General features: G+C 52.0%; 16 protein-coding genes and 1 pseudogene. 16 read left to right on the top strand and 1 reads right to left on the bottom strand.

Features of this window, described 5'->3' with window-relative positions; translation table 11 throughout:
• Window positions 1-192 precede the first annotated feature (192 nt).
• The 11 genes and pseudogenes from MOMUL_RS02965 (at window position 193) to MOMUL_RS17210 (ending at window position 10,192) form a co-directional block, all read left to right on the top strand.
• A complete protein-coding gene (locus MOMUL_RS02965; protein ID WP_062281233.1) occupies window positions 193-1,446 on the top strand; it encodes an ATP-grasp domain-containing protein in 1,254 nt (417 codons plus the stop codon).
• A 10-nt stretch (window positions 1,447-1,456) separates the two neighbouring features.
• Window positions 1,457-1,765: a hypothetical protein gene (locus MOMUL_RS02970; protein ID WP_054937861.1), complete on the top strand. Its 309-nt coding sequence runs from the start codon at window positions 1,457-1,459 to the stop codon at window positions 1,763-1,765.
• A gap of 26 nt (window positions 1,766-1,791) precedes the next feature.
• On the top strand, window positions 1,792-2,688 hold the full coding sequence (locus MOMUL_RS02975) for a succinate--CoA ligase subunit alpha (protein WP_062281236.1): 897 nt from the start codon (window positions 1,792-1,794) through the stop codon (window positions 2,686-2,688).
• Between the two features lie 15 nt (window positions 2,689-2,703).
• Window positions 2,704-3,600, top strand: a complete 897-nt coding sequence (locus MOMUL_RS02980; protein WP_062281239.1) for an HpcH/HpaI aldolase/citrate lyase family protein — start codon at window positions 2,704-2,706, stop codon at window positions 3,598-3,600.
• A gap of 131 nt (window positions 3,601-3,731) precedes the next feature.
• Window positions 3,732-4,961 (top strand): NAD(P)-dependent malic enzyme, encoded by a 1,230-nt coding sequence (locus MOMUL_RS02985; protein ID WP_062281241.1) that lies wholly within the window; start codon window positions 3,732-3,734, stop codon window positions 4,959-4,961.
• A 384-nt stretch (window positions 4,962-5,345) separates the two neighbouring features.
• On the top strand, window positions 5,346-6,155 hold the full coding sequence (gene panB / locus MOMUL_RS02990) for a 3-methyl-2-oxobutanoate hydroxymethyltransferase (RefSeq protein ID WP_062281244.1): 810 nt from the start codon (window positions 5,346-5,348) through the stop codon (window positions 6,153-6,155).
• 26 nt (window positions 6,156-6,181) lie between these two features.
• The gene (locus tag MOMUL_RS02995) at window positions 6,182-6,895 is read left to right on the top strand and encodes a CvpA family protein (RefSeq protein WP_062281246.1); all 714 of its coding nucleotides are present in this window, start codon (window positions 6,182-6,184) and stop codon (window positions 6,893-6,895) included.
• Between the two features lie 88 nt (window positions 6,896-6,983).
• Window positions 6,984-8,414 carry an aminopeptidase gene (locus MOMUL_RS03000; protein WP_062281249.1) on the top strand — a complete coding sequence of 477 codons (1,431 nt, stop codon included), beginning with the start codon at window positions 6,984-6,986 and terminating at the stop codon, window positions 8,412-8,414.
• A gap of 114 nt (window positions 8,415-8,528) precedes the next feature.
• Window positions 8,529-9,110, top strand: a complete 582-nt coding sequence (gene yedF / locus MOMUL_RS03005; protein ID WP_064774290.1) for a sulfurtransferase-like selenium metabolism protein YedF — start codon at window positions 8,529-8,531, stop codon at window positions 9,108-9,110.
• 7 nt (window positions 9,111-9,117) lie between these two features.
• Window positions 9,118-9,963: pseudogene (locus MOMUL_RS17610) on the top strand (HEAT repeat domain-containing protein); the annotation flags it as partial.
• 43 nt (window positions 9,964-10,006) lie between these two features.
• The gene (locus tag MOMUL_RS17210) at window positions 10,007-10,192 is read left to right on the top strand and encodes a DUF951 domain-containing protein (protein WP_156272728.1); all 186 of its coding nucleotides are present in this window, start codon (window positions 10,007-10,009) and stop codon (window positions 10,190-10,192) included.
• On the opposite strand, the gene MOMUL_RS03015 is transcribed toward MOMUL_RS17210, so the two are convergent.
• Complete coding sequence (locus MOMUL_RS03015; protein WP_054937870.1) at window positions 10,179-10,688, bottom strand: CGGC domain-containing protein; 510 nt, start codon at window positions 10,686-10,688, stop codon at window positions 10,179-10,181. The two genes, MOMUL_RS17210 and MOMUL_RS03015, sit on opposite strands and share 14 nt — an antisense overlap.
• 377 nt (window positions 10,689-11,065) lie before the next feature.
• Here MOMUL_RS03015 and MOMUL_RS03020 point away from each other — a divergent pair, with 377 nt between their 5' ends.
• The 5 genes from MOMUL_RS03020 to MOMUL_RS03040 all read left to right on the top strand — a co-directional run bounded on the left by MOMUL_RS03020 (window position 11,066) and on the right by MOMUL_RS03040 (window position 16,536).
• On the top strand, window positions 11,066-11,830 hold the full coding sequence (locus tag MOMUL_RS03020) for an acyl-[acyl-carrier-protein] thioesterase (RefSeq protein ID WP_269085176.1): 765 nt from the start codon (window positions 11,066-11,068) through the stop codon (window positions 11,828-11,830).
• A gap of 59 nt (window positions 11,831-11,889) precedes the next feature.
• A complete protein-coding gene (locus MOMUL_RS03025; RefSeq protein WP_062281258.1) occupies window positions 11,890-12,150 on the top strand; it encodes a DUF5395 family protein in 261 nt (86 codons plus the stop codon).
• Between the two features lie 382 nt (window positions 12,151-12,532).
• Window positions 12,533-13,156, top strand: a complete 624-nt coding sequence (locus MOMUL_RS03030) for a Uma2 family endonuclease (RefSeq protein ID WP_062281471.1) — start codon at window positions 12,533-12,535, stop codon at window positions 13,154-13,156.
• Window positions 13,157-13,451: 295 nt separating this feature from the next.
• Entirely contained in the window at window positions 13,452-15,197 is a 1,746-nt protein-coding gene (locus tag MOMUL_RS03035; RefSeq protein ID WP_062281261.1) for a transporter substrate-binding domain-containing protein, read from the top strand.
• Entirely contained in the window at window positions 15,172-16,536 is a 1,365-nt protein-coding gene (locus tag MOMUL_RS03040; protein ID WP_062281273.1) for a sigma-54-dependent transcriptional regulator, read from the top strand. Before MOMUL_RS03035 ends, MOMUL_RS03040 begins: the two co-directional genes overlap by 26 nt.
• Window positions 16,537-16,651 lie beyond the last annotated feature (115 nt).

Here is a 16,651-nt window from a genome sequence, read left to right on the forward strand (position 1 = left end):
AATTTTTTATAAACCAGCAGGATTTTTAATTTCTAGCGAGAATATAATAAAACAGTATAAAGAGTTTATACCCCTATGGGGTAGATTTACAATATATGCCAGCTTATAAGAGGTATAAAAGGGGGGATGGTACGGGGGATTTTTTCATATCGTCTTTCCGACCAATAAATTTCTTGTGGAAGGGACGAAAGTATGGCCAAGCTGTTAGAGTATCAAGGTAAGGAATGGCTGCGCAAGGCCGGAATCCCGGTTCCTGTGGGCCGGGCGGCATCCTCGCCGGAAGAAGCGGAACAGATTGCTGTGGAGATCGGCAAGCCAGTAGCAGTGAAGGCCCAGGTGCAGGCTGGCGGCAGGGGCAAGTCAGGAGCGGTAAAACTGGTTGACACCCCGGCAGAAGCCCGGGCGGCAGCAGCCTCTATTCTTGGTACGGTAATTAAAGGGTATCCGGTGCGTAAAGTCCTGGTGGAAGAGAAGCTGGCTATTGCCCGGGAATTTTACGTGACGATTATTGTTAATTCCGCCCGCAATGCCCGCTGCCCCATGATGATGTTCAGCACCGAGGGCGGCATGGATATTGAAAGTGTTCCGGAAGAGAAGATTTTCAAGCTTTTAATTTCACCCTTAAATGGCCTTGAAATTTACGATGCCGTTGACATGCTGGTGAAGGCCGGCATCCCCAATGACCAGCTGATGACTTTTGCCAACGTACTGGTCAAACTGTGGAACGCTTATAAAAAATATGATTGCTTTACCCTGGAAATTAACCCGCTGGTCTTAACCGCTAACGGGGAGCTGGTGGCGGCCGACTGCAAGATGGAGGTAGACAACAGCAGCGTTTACCGTCACCCGGAAATGGGTATTGAAATTGCCAGGGACTTTCCCCATGAGCCTACCGAACTGGATCGTATTGGCTGGGGCATTGAGAAGACCGACACCCGCGGTTCCGGTTTCGTCATGAGCATGGGCTTTGACGAGAAGAGCCCAGGTTATATCGGCTACCATCCCATCGGCGGCGGGTCGGCCATGATGGGCATGGATGCCCTGAACAAAGTCAACCTGAAGCCGGCGAACTACGCTGATACCAGCGGCAACCCGGTTGCTTCCAAGGTGTACCGGGTAGCCAAGGTAGTGCTCTCCCAGCCCAACATTGACGGCTACCTCCTGGGTGGCTTTATGATGGCCAACCAGGAACAATGGCACCACGCCCACGCCGTCGTGAAGGCCCTGCGGGAAGTCCTGCCCAAGAAGCCTGGCCTGCCCTGCGTCTTACTGCTCTGTGGTAACAAGGAAGAAGAATCCCTCGCCATTTTACGCGAAGGGTTAAGCAATGTCGAGGGAGCTACCAGGGTGGAGATTTATGGCCGGGAACATGTTACCGATACCGATTTTATAGGGCAACGATTACTGGCCCTAGTTAAAGAATATCAAGCCGAGAAGCGAAAGTAGGGTGGAACCAGTGCTCGAATTCTGGGAAAGAACAATTAAAGTCACCATCGACACCAGCAAGTGCAGCGAGTGTGAAACAAAGGCCTGCATCGACGCGTGCAAGAAGTTTGCCAGGGGGATGCTGCAGCTCAAGGACGGCGTACCCTCGGTGGCCCATTTGAGTGAAGATGAGGTCCAGCGCCGGGGAACAGAATGCCTTGCCTGTGAGTATGAATGCTGGTTCCGCGGCAAGAGCGCCATTAAAATTGACGTTCCCATTGAAGGACTGGATGAGTACCTGCGTAAGCGAGGTCTGCTGGAAGAGAATACCATCCAGTAATAGGAAAAGGATAAAGAGGGATAATCATGGGGATTTTAATTGATAAAAATACCAAGGTTATTGTCCAGGGGATTACCGGCAGGGAAGGTTCCCTCCGGGCCAAGTATATGAAAGATTACGGCACGAAGGTTGTGGCCGGGACAAGCCCCGGTAAGGGCGGCGAAGAGGTAGCGGGTATTCCCGTCTATCATACCGTCAAGCAGGCCGTGGCCGAACACGGGGAAATTGACTTCAGTGTTATCTTCGTACCCGGCCGGGCTTTGAAAGCAGCGGTTAAAGAGGCCGCCGACGCCGGGGTTAAAAATATCGTCCCCTGTGTAGAATCGGTACCCATCCACGACATTATGGAAATGGTGGAGTACTGCAAGCTGAAGGGGACCAGGCTCATCGGCCCGGGCTCCATCGGCATCATTACGCCCGGGGAGGCGGTTGTCGGCTGGCTGGGCGGCAATGTCGAATGGGCTAACTCCTTCTTCAGGCCGGGACCAATTGGTGTTTTCTCCCGCAGCGGCGGCCAGTCGGGAACTATTCCCTGGATCCTCAAGGAAAACGGTTACGGCGTCAGTACCGTCGTCCACACGGGTACGGAACCTGTCCTGGGGACTTCCTTTGCTGACCTGTTACCCCTTTTCGAAGAAGATCCCCAGACGGAAGCCGTAGCCGTATTCTCCGAGATTGGCGGCACCCAGGAAGAAGAATGCGCGGAAGTAATTGCTGCGGGTAAATTCACCAAACCCTTTGTAATCTATGTAGCAGGGGCCTGGGCACCGGAAGGCCAGCGCTTCTCCCACGCTTCCAGCATTGTGGAAAGGGGCCGCGGTTCGGCCAAGAGCAAGATGGAAGCCATCCAGAAAGCCGGCGGCTACGTGGCTATGAGCCCGAATGATATCCCGCGTATCCTCAAAAACGTACTCAAGCATTAGGAGGTAATAAAAGAAATGCCAGTAATGCGTTCTGTCCTTTACGTTCCCGGCAACAACCCCAGGATGATTGCCAAAGCACCCACTTTCCCCGCCGATATAATCACCCTCGACCTGGAAGATTCTGTGCCCCCGGCGGAGAAGGAAAACGCGCGGAACCTTATCCGCGAGAACCTTAAGGCTGTTGGTGCTAATGGCTCTGAGGTATACGTACGCATCAATAACTGGGAAACCGAGATGACCAATGACGATCTGGAGGCCATTGTCTATGAGGGCCTGCACGGGGTTACCCTGGCCAAGTGCGGTCATCCCGACCACGTCAAGCGTCTGGACTGGAAGTTGGAAGAATTGGAACGGCGCCGCGGCCTGCCCATAGGGAGCATCAAGGTGTCCCTCCTGCTGGAAACCGCTAAAGGTATTATCCATGCCTATGAGTCCTGCATCGCCAGCCCGCGAGTGGTTAGTGCCATCTTCGGTGCCGTTGACTATTGCAAGGACATGCGGGTCAAATTGACCTCCGAGGGCAAGGAGCAGGAATACGCCCGTGCCCATATGGCAGTTGCCGCCCGGGCGGCCGGGGTAGTTGCCATTGACTGCCCGTTTGTCGCTTACCAGGATATGGAAGCTTTCGAGAAGAGTGTGCTCCAGGGCCGGCAGATGGGTTATGAAGGCAGGATGCTGATCCATCCCAGCCAGGTTGAACCCGCTAACCGCCTCTACTCCCCGGATCCCGCAGATGTAGAATGGGCCCGCGGTGTTGTTAAAGCCTTTGAAGAAGAAGCCATTGCTAAAGGCAAAGCAGCTATTTCCTACCAGGGCAAGATGGTGGACACCCCCGTATACCTCAACGCCAAGGATATCTTGAGCGCCTACGAAGAGATCCAGGCTAAAGATGCCGCCAGGAAGAACGCGTAAAGAGCGAGGTGTATGGCTGGCAGCTTTTTAAAAAAGCTGCCAGCCGGTTCAACCATTAGACCATCATGTCAGTGGCGCTTCCCCTTACCCCTGGTCCCTGGTTTCTACCTTTTACGTAAAGGAGGTATACCATAATGAATATTCAGGAAAGAGCCCTTGGACTTCACAAAGAGTGGCAGGGTAAAATTGAAGTATGCAGCAGGGTGCCTGTGCGGGACCGCATGGATTTATCCCTCGCGTACACCCCCGGAGTTGCCGAACCCTGCAAGGAGATTCACAAAGACCCCAAACTTGTAGACGTATACACACGCCGCTGGAATATGGTAGCAGTAGTATCCGACGGCTCGGCGGTCCTCGGCCTCGGTAACATTGGCGCCCGGGCGGCCATGCCCGTCATGGAAGGGAAAAGCCTGCTTTTTAAAACCTTTGCCGGCGTCGATGCCTTCCCCATCTGCATCGATTCCCAGGATGTAGATGAGATTGTCAGGACAGTCCAGCTCCTGACCCCCACCTTTGGCGGCGTCAACCTGGAGGATATTGCCGCGCCCCGCTGTTTCGAAATCGAGCGGCGCCTCAAGGAAACCACCGACATCCCCATCTTCCATGACGACCAGCACGGCACGGCTGTGGTAGTATTGAGCGGCATCATTAACGCCTGTAAGATTACCAAGCGGGAACTTAACGACCTGCAGGTAGTTATCAACGGCGCCGGCGCGGCCGGTATTGCCACCGCCAAACTCCTCCTCAGTGTAGGTGTCAAAGACGTGATCCTGTGCGATTCCAGGGGTATTGTCTGCTCCAAGCGCCAGGACCTAAACCAGGAAAAACGGGAGATGCTCAAAATCTCTAACAAAGAGGACCGCTGCGGCACGCTGGCCGATGCCATGGTAGGGGCCAACTGCTTTATCGGTCTTTCTGTGAAGGACGCCGTTACCCAGGACATGGTCCGCTCCATGGGTAAAGACCCCATCATCTTTGCCATGGCCAACCCTGTTCCGGAAATCTATCCCGACAAGGCCCGGGAAGCCGGCGCGGCCGTGGTGGGTACGGGGCGGAGCGACTTCCCCAACCAGGTCAACAACGTCCTGGGCTTCCCCGGCATCTTCCGCGGTGCCCTTGACGTGAAGGCTTCCGACATCAATGAACCCATGAAGATTGCCGCCGCCCATGCCCTGGCCGACCTGGTAGGCGACAGGCTCTCACCCGATTTCGTCATGCCTGAGGCCTTTGACCTCCGGGTGGCACCGGCGGTGGCGGCAGCTGTGGCTAAAGCCGCCATCGAGAGCGGCGTGGCCCGGGAGCCGAAGGACCCCGAGTGGGTAAAGAAACATACGGAAGAGCTTATTGGTGTCGCGAAGTAGAATAGCGTTTACAGGAACCTGCGCCAAGATACTGCGGGCGACACTTTTAAGCGCGTGGTCAGGAAATATAACGAGCCGGCTGGATGCCCTATCCAGGCGGCTTTTTCTGGCATAGTATAACCCCCTTGCCTGCCGGGCACAATAACATAAAAAAGGCAGGTGCAGCAAACTGGTTAACCGCATCGACTCTCCTGGCTGGCCCCGGGAAGCGCCGGAACCCAACAGCGTGCCCCATCCCGAGACCTCACCACCGGAATTCCCAATGGAAGTAGAACCGGTAACTGATCCCCCGCAGGGGGATTTTCTGTTATAATAAAGCATATAGCTGGTCAATACTCCCAATTGCTGTTATAATGGTAACATATGGAATAAGGAGGAGGAAAAATGGCCGCACGCACCAAGGTTACCTTACCCCAGCTCCGGGCCATGAAAGAGCGGGGTGAGAAGATTACCATGGTAACCGCTTATGATTACCCTTCAGCTTTGCTGGCTGACCGGGCCGGCATGGACATGCTCCTGGTGGGCGATTCCCTGGGCATGGTCGTCCTGGGTTACCAGAGTACAGTACCCGTAACTATGGATGAGATGGTGCACCATACCCGCGCCGTCATGCGGGCTAACCCGGCAGCCCTGGTAGTGGCCGACCTGCCCTTCCTTTCCTACCAGGCCAGTGTCCAGGACGCCGTTTATAGTGCCGGCCGCCTGGTAAAGGAGGGCGGGGCCGATGCCGTCAAGCTGGAAGGGGGCCGGGCCATGATACCCATGGTCCGGGCTATAGTCGATGCCGGCATCCCGGTCATGGGCCACTTGGGGTTAACCCCCCAGTCGGTAGTCCAGCTGGGGGGCTACCGCGTCCAGGGACGGGAGGCAGCCGCAGCCGAGAAGATTGCCGCCGATGCCGCGGAATTGGTGGAAGCAGGTATCTTTTCCCTGGTTCTCGAATGTGTACCGGCAGAACTGGCCCGGCGGATAACGGCTGAATTACCGGTACCGACCATCGGCATAGGTGCCGGGCCTGATTGTGACGGCCAGGTGCTGGTTTACCATGACCTCCTGGGCCTCTTTGACCGCTTCCAGCCCAAATTTGTCAAGCGCTATGTCAACCTTGGTGAAGCCATCGTCAAGGCCCTTGAAGATTACCGGGAAGAGGTCCGCCAGGGGAAATTCCCCGGTGAAGAACACAGTTTCCGGTAAAAGGATGTATGGAGGGACGCTGTTAGTTGCTCAATTACCTGGACCTGCTCTTGCTTCTACTCCTGGCCCTGGGCGCCTGGCGGGGTTACCGCCTGGGTTTTGTTAACCTGGTAGCCGGCTGGATCAGCTACCTGGTGGCAGGTCTGGCGGCAGCCCTGTATGCCCGGCCCCTGGCCGCAGCCCTGGACCAGGCCTGGCATTTAACCAGTCGCTGGGGTAACAGGCTGGCTCCCCTCTTACCATTACCACGACCGGTTCTCAGCCAGCCCCTGGGTACGGCGGCCACCAGGCAGCTGGAAATCCTTTTAAACGGCACGCCCTTACCGGGTATGATAAAACAGAGCCTGCTGGAGGGCCTGGAGAATGTTTCCGGAGGTACGGTGGGCCAGGCCCTGGCCGGGCAGCTGGTCTTCTTGGGCCTGGAATTAATAACCCTGGTGGTCCTGTTTTACGGCAGTTTATTTCTTTTACGCCGCCTGGCTCGCTGGGGCACCATGGGGATCAACATGGCACCTGCTGGCCTGGTAAACCGGGGACTGGGCCTGGCCCTGGGCCTCTTGGGGCAGGTCTTCTGGCTGGCCCTGCTGGTAGGGATGCTGCGCTCCCTCCTGGCCCTACCGGCCATGACGGCGGCACCAGGTTTTGTACCCCTGGCCCGGCAGCTCTATAACTCTGGGATGGCCTTCCAGTTGGGCAATTTTTATGACTGGCTGGCCGGATTGTTGCATACCCTAATCTAGGGGTGGGCGACGGGAGGCCTTCTAAGGAATGAAAGAAAAAGAATGGGGGTTTCTGCCTCCAGGTTGATAAAAAAGGAGGAATTGCGTAATGGTAGAAAAAGAAGAAAGCAGGGGCAAAAAACTACAAAAAGAACTGGCCCTACCCCAAAAGAGTGCCTGGGAGCGTTTGGAAGGGGATACCAGGGAAAAGGTTTTTGCCTTTGCCGAGGGGTATAAAACCTTTTTAAGCCGGGCTAAAACTGAACGGGAAGCCGTTCGTGCCGCCCTGGAAGCCGCCCGGGGGCGCGGTTTTGTTTCCCTGGCTGACCTGCCTCCCGGCCGGGGGTTAAATCCCGGGAGCCGCTTTTACCTGGAATGGCGTGGTAAAGTCCTGCTCATGGGCATAATGGGAACGGCCGACCTGGCCGAAGGTATAAGGCTGGTGGGGGCTCATGTTGATGCGCCACGCCTGGACCTGAAACCCATGCCCCTCTATGAAAAAGACGGCCTGGCCATGTTCAAAACCCACTATTACGGCGGCATCAAGAAATACCAGTGGACGGCCCTCCCCCTGGCCCTGCACGGCGTGATTATGTTACGGGACGGTCGCCGGGTGGAAGTGGTAATCGGGGAAGACAGCGCCGATCCCATTTTTACCGTAAGCGATTTGCTACCTCACCTGGCCAAGGAGCAGATGAAAAAGAACATGGAAGAGGCCTTGAGCGGTGACGATTTAAACCTGGTAGTGGGTAGCATACCCTATCCCGGGGAAGATGATTTAAAAGATAAAATTCGCCTGGCCATTCTCCAGCTGTTAAATGAGCGTTATGGCCTGGTAGAAGAGGACCTGATTACGGCGGAGCTGGAACTGGTGCCGGCCGGGCCGGCCCGGGACCTGGGTTTTGACCGTTCCCTGGTAGGAGGTTACGGCCAGGACGACCGGGTCTGCGGCTACACAGCCCTGCAGGCTATCCTGGACCTGGAGGTGCCCCGCCATACGGCCCTGGTGCTCCTGGTAGATAAAGAAGAAATCGGCAGTACAGGTAATACCGGCGCCCATTCCCGCCTCCTGGAATATGCCATAACTGAACTGGCGGCCCGTGTGGGTACCACAAGCATTGTCCATGTAGGCCGGATTATGGCCAATTCCCAGGCCATTTCCGCTGACGTGACCGCCGGCGTCGATCCCACCTATGAAAATGTCTTTGACATGCATAATGCCTCCCGCCTGGGGTACGGCGTAGTTTTAAACAAATACTCAGGTGCCCGGGGCAAATACGACGCCAATGACGCCAGTGCCGAGTTTATGGGCCGGCTGCGGGACATTTTTAACCAGAACCAGGTTATCTGGCAGAGCGGCGAAATGGGCAAGGTGGATGCCGGCGGCGGCGGGACCATAGCCAAGTTCCTGGCCTACTTTGGCCTGGATGTGGCCGATTGCGGCCCGGCCCTCCTCTCCATGCACGCTCCCCTGGAGATAGCCAGTAAGGTGGATATTTATATGGCCTACCTGGCCTACAAGGCTTTTCTTGCCAGTTAAGGATTTTTAAGCAGGAAAAGCAAAACCTTATGGAGAAAAAGTATATAAAAAGCCCTGGTACCTTGAGAGCGGATGGGCGCCAGGTGCTTTTCTTTTAAAAGGGAGGTTGACACGGTGGAAAAAATAGTAGATGCCCGCGGGCTGGCCTGCCCGCAACCGGTTATCCAGACCAAAAAGGCCCTGGAAACTTTGGAGCCGGATGGCGAGCTGGTTACTATTGTCGATAATGAGGTGGCCCGGGATAATGTTTTAAAGCTGGCGCGGAGCCTGGAGTGTGAGACCAGCGTCAGGGAACAGGGAAGTGAGTACTATATCCATATTCGCAAGGAAAGCATACCGGCTACCCAGTTAAGCGTTAATCCGGGCCAGGTATTACTGGTAACCTCGGCCAACCTGGGCCGCGGTTCCGAAGAACTGGGGAGCACCCTCATGCGCAGCTTCTTTTACAGCTTGGGTGAAACGGAAGTGCTGCCCCGGCGGGTACTCTTTATCAACAGTGGTGTCCAGCTCTGCTGCCAGGGTTCACCAGTGCTGGACAGCCTGCTAACCCTAGAGCAAAAGGGAGTGGAAATCCTGGCCTGCGGCACCTGCCTGGACTATTACCACCTGAAGGAAAAATTGTGTGCCGGTAGCGTTACCAATATGTATACCATTATTGAGCACCTCATGGCTGCGGAAAAGGTAATTACCCTCTAGGGGAGTGGTGACTTTGCTCTGGCAGCGCCGGCGTTACCAGGACGAGCAGCGCCTTTCAGCAGCCCTGGCAGGTTGCCGGGGCAAGATAGCTAAAGGTTTGCGACGGGAGTTGTGCCGGCTGGACGCCCTGGCCCTGGCACGGCTCCTTGCCGGCCTCTGGCCGCGCCTGGAGGAAGCTACTCGTGAGCAGCTGGCGGCTCTGGCGGAGGAAGAAGGTTTTATTGACGCGTGGCTGCGGGCCCTGGAACAGGGAAAAGCCGGCGAGAAAGCTGCGGCGGCCACCATCCTGGGCGAGATGGAAGTTAAACGCGCCCTTGGCCCCCTCCTGGCGGCCCTGGGGGACCGGGATGAAGGCGTCCAGATGGCAGCAACTGCCGCCCTTACCCGCTTACGTGACCGGCGCTGCCTGGAACCGTTGCTTGCAGCCCTGGCGGAACCCCGGCGCTGGCCGCCGGCGCGGGTGGCCGAAGTGTTGTTAGCCTTAGGAACAGCCAGCATCCCGCCTTTACTGGATCTCCTGGCCCGGGGGCCGGAAGATATTTCCTTACGGGTGATAAATATCCTGGGCCTCTTTGAGGATGGCCGGGTCTTGCCGGCCCTGGAGCATTGCCTTGAGAATGGGACCGCTACCGTGCGCAGAGCGGCAGCCATGGCCCTTGGAGAAACAGGCTGCGGCCAGGCCGCCGGAAGTTTAAAGAAGGCCCTGGCCGACCCAGTGGCCGCAGTGCGAGCCGCCGCCGCCCGTTCCCTGGGGAGGTTAAAGTGCCGGGAGGCAGGGGACCTGCTTAAAGGTTGCCTGGCCGATGCAACCTGGGAAGTCCGGGTGGCTGTCGGCGCAGCCCTGGCCGAGCTGGGTGCAGCAAGGGAAGAGCAAGCAATGGGAGGAGAACACCAGGATGGATCTGCAGGTCGGCGATATCGTCCAGACCAGGAAGAAACACCCCTGCGGCAGCGACCAGTGGGAGATATTACGGGTAGGGATGGATTTTCGCCTGCGCTGCCTGGGATGCGGCCGTTTAATCCTTATTCCTCGCCTGAAAGCGGAAAAGAGCATTAAAAAAGTAATTTCTAAGTTGCCTTGAGCAGGGTCAGGATTTGCAGGGCCTTCCTGGGAGTGGCGGCCTGTTTTTCATATAAATAACGCAAATAATTGAGGTTGAGGAGGCGCTGCCGGCATTCGGTGAGGCTGGGGATATCACCTGGATTTAAACTGACGGTCGAACAGCAACGGGCTGCAGCTGCCTCCAGGTAACTACCCATGAGCACCGGGCGGCCCAGTTCGGCCTCAATGGCCTCTGCCTGGGCAAAGGCGGTAGGGCAATGGTTGTCAAAAAACGTGCAGGAAGGAAAAACGAAATAATCGACTCCTTCTTGACGAACCAGGCGGCGGGCCACATCCAGGCGGCCGGTACCCGGGCAGCCCGGGCAGGGCTGCATGGCCACGATTTTAGCTCCCGGCAGCTCCCCTAGCGGTCCCCTTTTTTTCTCCAGGGCCAGGAAACAGAGGATATGGGCCTGGTAGCCAGGGCATCCCTTCTTCCAGTGATCCTGGCAGGCAATAATACCAACTCGGTGCATTTTAAGAAGCCCTCTTTTATAGAAAATGATAATTTAACCAGATTGGCATCGATTTTCCACAACGATAGCAGTTTAACATATCGGCCTTCAAAAAAATGTCGGAAGCTGACGACAATCCAACTTAATAATTTTAAGAAAAGATAAAGGATGTTTAAAAAACTGGCCTCTACTTTTAATTATCTCTTCCCTTAAAAGTCGGTTGCCCCTATAAAAACTTAAGTGGTGCCCCGGCCCCCCGAGATATATGACGGTGGAAGCTAATTTAGCGGCTATGCCTTCCTGGTTCCTTTCTCTATCTGGAGTTGATAATAATAGTTGGTGCTACCTCCGGGATCCTTGGTATAATATAATAAACAGGTAAGGCAAATTAAACGCTGGTGATCTACTTGTTGCTCAATACATACCAGAGGTCCTATCAAGTTCACTATTATGAAACCAATTTTATGTTAGAAGCCTCACCGGTGACTGTCCTGGGTTACCTGGAAGAAACGGCCACCTGGCATTCTGAAACAGCTGGCAACAGCATTGCCAGCTTAAACGCCGCCGGCCGGGGCTGGGTCGTCTACCGCTATCATCTCCAGGTGAGCCGCTACCCCCGCTGGCAGGAAAAGATAACCGTCACCACCTGGGTGGAACGCTTCCAGCGCTGTTTTGCCTACCGTAATTTTTATATCCATGATGCCGGGGGTAACCTCCTGGGCCGGGCCGCATCCGTGTGGATCTTCCTGGATATCGCCAGTAAAAAGCCCCTGCGGATACCGCCCGCGGTAAGCGCACCTTATGGGCTTTATCCTGAGGCGGCCATCCCGGCAGGCTTTAGCGAGCTACCAACTCTGGAAAGCCCATCTATTACGGCAGAATTTACCGTGGGGGCAGCAGACATGGATATCAATCACCACGCCAATAACAAGAGGTATATCAACTGGCTGCTGGAGAGCGTGCCCCTCGAAGTCCACCGGCAGGCCTTTCCGGCCACCATCGAGATTGTTTATAAAAAAGACGCCCGCTACGGGGATCACATCTTGAGCGAGAGTCAGGAGCTAAAGGCCGGGGACGGTACCAGGTGTTACCTCCACCGCCTCACCTGCCCGAAAAAAGAACTAGAACTAGCCCTGGCCCGGACCACCTGGCAGGAACGCTAACTAATTTATTGATACCAGGTCATATTTTATGTTCTTCGTGGCAAAGGAGCGAAGGTTCAATGCGAGCAGATATGGAAGTAAGGCTTATCCATAATGGCTGGGAATGGATAGCCGGTGATGCTAATTTTGAGGCCAGGGGTCGTACCCTGGTTGAACTGGACCAGAGCATTAAAAACGCCCTGCGGAAAAGCGGCAAATTTCAGCAGGGAACAAAAGTCACGGTCCTGATGAAATTTGATTACGCAACCATGCCCGATTATGCCCGTGTCCGGCAGTATATGCCTGCTTATTTCAACCGCGTGTTAGCAGTGGAATTATAGTAATGGTAATAGAGGTTGTTGGCCACCAAGCGAAGCCATGCCTGAATGAAAAACCCGTCGCTCCAGGTTATTTAGCCAGGGGACGGGTTTTATCCTTTCTACTGGACTTTAGACCCGTTTACGTACACGCCTTGCATAACTGGTCATCATATCTTCTCTTTTTTTTAACCCCTATCAACTAGAGTTTAAAAAGACGTCGTGCTATAAGTGTTAGCCGGGGCTTACGGTTGCCTGAATAACACGGTCGCATAATTATTTTTTAGCCCGGCCCCGTGGTATTACCATGGGGCCGGGTCATGCCTGGCAGGCCTGGAGAGTGCATAGATTCCCTGGCAAAATTATGGTAAAATATCTTCAGGCAAAAAGGCGGGAGGTGGTAATAGTGAGCCTGGCCCTAAAGGAAATAGCAGTTAGCAAAGATAAGGTTTATACCTACGACGATTACTGCCGGCTACCGGAGGGAGCTCCTTACCAGCTCATCGGGGGAGAACTGGTATTGACACCATCGCCCACTTCTTACCACCAGATAATTTCTATGCAGCTCGTGTCTAAAATGGTCGCTTATGTAACCGCAAAGAATTTAGGTATAGTTTTACATGCGCCTATGGATGTTTATCTCGAGGAAACTGAAACCTACCAGCCGGACATTATTTTCATTGCCCACGACCGGATGGATATTATTAAACCTGAAAAGATCGAGGGCGCCCCGGACCTGGTGGTGGAAATCCTTTCCCCCACGACAGCCTATTATGACCTGCGCCAGAAATACAAGGTTTACGGAAAACATGGCGTCAAGGAGTACTGGATTATAGATCCCCAGGATAAATCCATTCAGGTTTTTTCCCTGGTGGAAGGCAAATTTAAACTGGACCAGGAAATTGAGAAAGAAGGAATTGTCCGTTCCCGGGTAATAGAGGGTTTTTGTGTTAATGTTGTAGATATTTTCTATAATCCTCTTATAGAGGATTATCCCGACCGAAAGCAAGAAAATGGTGGCAGCCAATAATTTGATCCAGGGCTATTTCGCAAGGTTTTCTGCCTCAATATTGACATTATAGAAGCATACAAATATAATAGTTTAAAAAGTGATAGTTTAGGTAAGCAAAGAGGCTTACAGGACGATGAAGTTACCTGTTTTGTTAAAAGGCAGGTAACTTTTTTCGTTATATCATTTCCCCGGGTGAGAAAGCAAAGGTGCTATCGGGCAGATTTTTCATTAAGCTGCTGGCTGGTAGCACTTTTTTCGATGAGGAAAATAGCATCTATAACTAAACAGGCACTCAAAAAGGTGGGACTTTCTTATGTTTACTAAACTTATTCTCCGCGTTTGCGGTGATTGTCGCTACCCTCCTTTTGAGTTTTTAAACGATGACGGGGTCTTCAAGGGATTTAACGTGGATATTTTAAAAGCCATTGGCAAAGAGGTGGGGGTGGAAATCTATTTCAGAGCCATGCCCTGGTCAGAAGCTATACGCGCCGTTCAGGATGGTATTTTTGATGCTATACAGGGTATGGCTTTAAGTGCAAGGCGTCAGGATATCTTTGATTTTACCGAGGCATACCTGGTAGTTTCCCATTCTGTTTTTGTTCTAAGGGACCGGTATGATATTTTAACATTAAACGATCTTAAGGGTTTAAAAGTAGCCGTCCAAAAGGATGACATATCTTATGATTTGATCAACACTCATCTTGGCAGCGCTAAAACTTTTCTGCACTATATCTTTACTGCTGATCAAGGCGAAGCTTTAAACGAATTAATTGAAGGAAAAGTCGATGCCTTTATCGGCAACAGGCTTACAGGAACTTATCTAGCCCAAAAGATGGGACACATAGATAAAATCAGGCTGGTTGGTCAGCCAATTTCGCCACAGGCTTATGCTATAGCTGTCAGTCGTGGCAGGAAGCAACTAGTAGAAATTTTTAATAAAGGATTACGGGCGATAAAAGAAAATGGGGTTTACGATCGGATCTGCGAAAAGTGGTTTGGCCTGGTAGCTGAAGATCTAAATAGTCATATTATCGATAGCGTAGATGTAGGAGTAATTGGATTAAATCGTATGGGAATAATTACCTCAATCAATTCTTATGCCTGTAAAATTTTAAACATAAAGAGCCATAACTTAATCGGGAAATACGCTTTGGAAACAGAACTGGTTCGCTATTTTGATTTTGGTATTGTATATGAAACAATGGCGACTGGTAAGGCTTTTGTTGATCACGAAATCGAAATTAAGAATGGCAAACAATCTTTGCTGAGCTATAATATTTTTCCTCTATACGGCGAAAGCAATAAAGTCATCGGGGTAGTTATTAGTTTAAGGGATATTACCCTGGAAAAGCACTTGCGTGAAAATTTGGCCCGTAAAGATAAAATGGAATCTCTGGGTATGCTTTTAGCTAATATAGCCCACGAAATTAGAAATCCGATTATGGCCATTAAAACTTTTGTTGAGGCTCTTCCTGTACAATATGGCAATCCCCGTTTTCGCGCTGAGATGTTAAAATATGTGCCCATGGAGATTGAGCGCCTTAATAAGCTTGTCGGGGAACTATTACAGTACGCCCGCCCCCGCGCACCGGTCCGAAAATGGTGTAATTTAAATGAAATCGTAAATTCAGTTATGGTTTTATTTCAAGGGCAGGTTAACAGTGGAATCGATTTTGATGTTCAAATCGACACTTCTCTGAGGATATGGGCTGATGAGCAACAGCTAAAACAAATATTAATCAACCTCATTTTAAACGCTACTGAAGCCATTAAAGAAAAAGGCAAGGTAAAAATTACAGCAGGTAAAGGCCAGGATGGGGTGTGGATTGAGGTAGAGGATGATGGTTGCGGCATTTCTTCAGAGCACCTTGGACACATATTTGATCCTTTTTATACCACAAAAGAAAAAGGAACGGGTCTGGGTCTTTTTATTACCTACCAACTTGTTAAAGAGAATCATGGCGATATAAGGGTATTTAGCCAGAAGGGCCGGGGGACACGTTTCAAGATCACTTTCTACCAGGAGGTACGCTATGGAGAAAATTCTGATAATCGATGATGACCCCGCCATTTGTTCTTCTTTGAGCTTTGCCCTGCTGAATGATTTTGAAGTAATTACGGCCACTGATCCGGCGGCAGGGTTCTACTGTTTGCAGAATGAAGAGATTGCCCTCACTATTCTTGACTTATATCTCGGGCCAGTTGATGGTTTACAGGTACTACGTAAGATTCGGCAGTTTAATCCGCACGCTGTTGTTATAGTTTTAACTGCTTATGGTAGTATACGTTCTTCAGTAGAAGCTATTAAAGAAGGTGCCTTTTATTACCTGACCAAACCTGTCGATATTGAGGAACTCAAAGCCCTGGTTAATAAGGGTTTGGAATTGTACCACCTTCAGGCCAGGTTGGAAATCTTGAACCAAGAACTTAAAAAGCAATATGAATCTTATGGCATCATTGGGAAATCAAGGGCCATTAATAAGATTTTAACTCTGATAGAAAAAGTAAAGGATATTGATAGCAACGTTTTAATAACCGGGGAGAGTGGAACCGGGAAAGAGCTGGTGGCGCGGGCGATCCATTATTACGGCCGGCGGCAAAAAGGTCCTTTTGAGGTTATAAATTGCGCTGCTATCCCGGAAAATTTGTTGGAAAGTGAGCTTTTCGGTTACCAGAAGGGAGCTTTTACGGGTGCCAACCGCAGCTATGAGGGGAAACTACGGGCTGCCCATGGTGGTACTATTTTTTTAGATGAAATTGGGGAGATGTCCCTCGTCCTCCAGGCCAAGGTCTTACGCTTTTTACAAGATAAAACCGTGATACCGCTGGGCTCCAAGAATACCTACCCGGTTGATGTACGTATCTTGGCGGCAACCAACAGGAATTTGCCCGAGGCTATTAAGCAGAATAACTTTCGTGAAGATCTGTATTACCGGCTGAATGTAATTAATATTGAGCTACCGCCCCTGCGGGAACGCAAAGAGGACATCCCCTTATTAGCAAAGCATTTTATTGCTAAATATTCGGCACTGCTGGGGCGTCAGGTGGATTCTATTACTCCTGAAGCTCTCCGTTTATTACTAAACTATAATTTTCCCGGCAATATAAGAGAACTGGAAAATATTATTGAACGTGGTGTGGCTCTGGCAACGGGCAGGGAAATTACAACAGACAATTTACCTTCAAATCTTCAGCCTTTATCTGATCCGTTGCCCATGGACATTCCCGACGCCATACCTGTTTTTATTGGCGAAACCCTGGACCAGGTAGAAAAAAAGTTGATCCTCTCAACTCTAAAGAAAACCGGTGGTAGAAAAAAAGAAGCTGCTATCCTTTTAGGCATAACAGACAGGACTCTGAGGAATAAACTGAAGAAGTACAGGATAAAGCGGATATAATTTCCGGTTCACAGTCCTGATTTATAAAAATAGCGGAAATATCTTCCCCTATTTGTTTTTAATTTGCAACCCCTATCGATCGGCTAATAAGATGTTGCCTGGCCTGGCACGAAAC

It is taken from the genome of Moorella mulderi DSM 14980 (genome assembly GCF_001594015.1).
Lineage (GTDB): Bacteria > Bacillota > DSM-521 > Neomoorellales > Neomoorellaceae > Neomoorella > Neomoorella mulderi.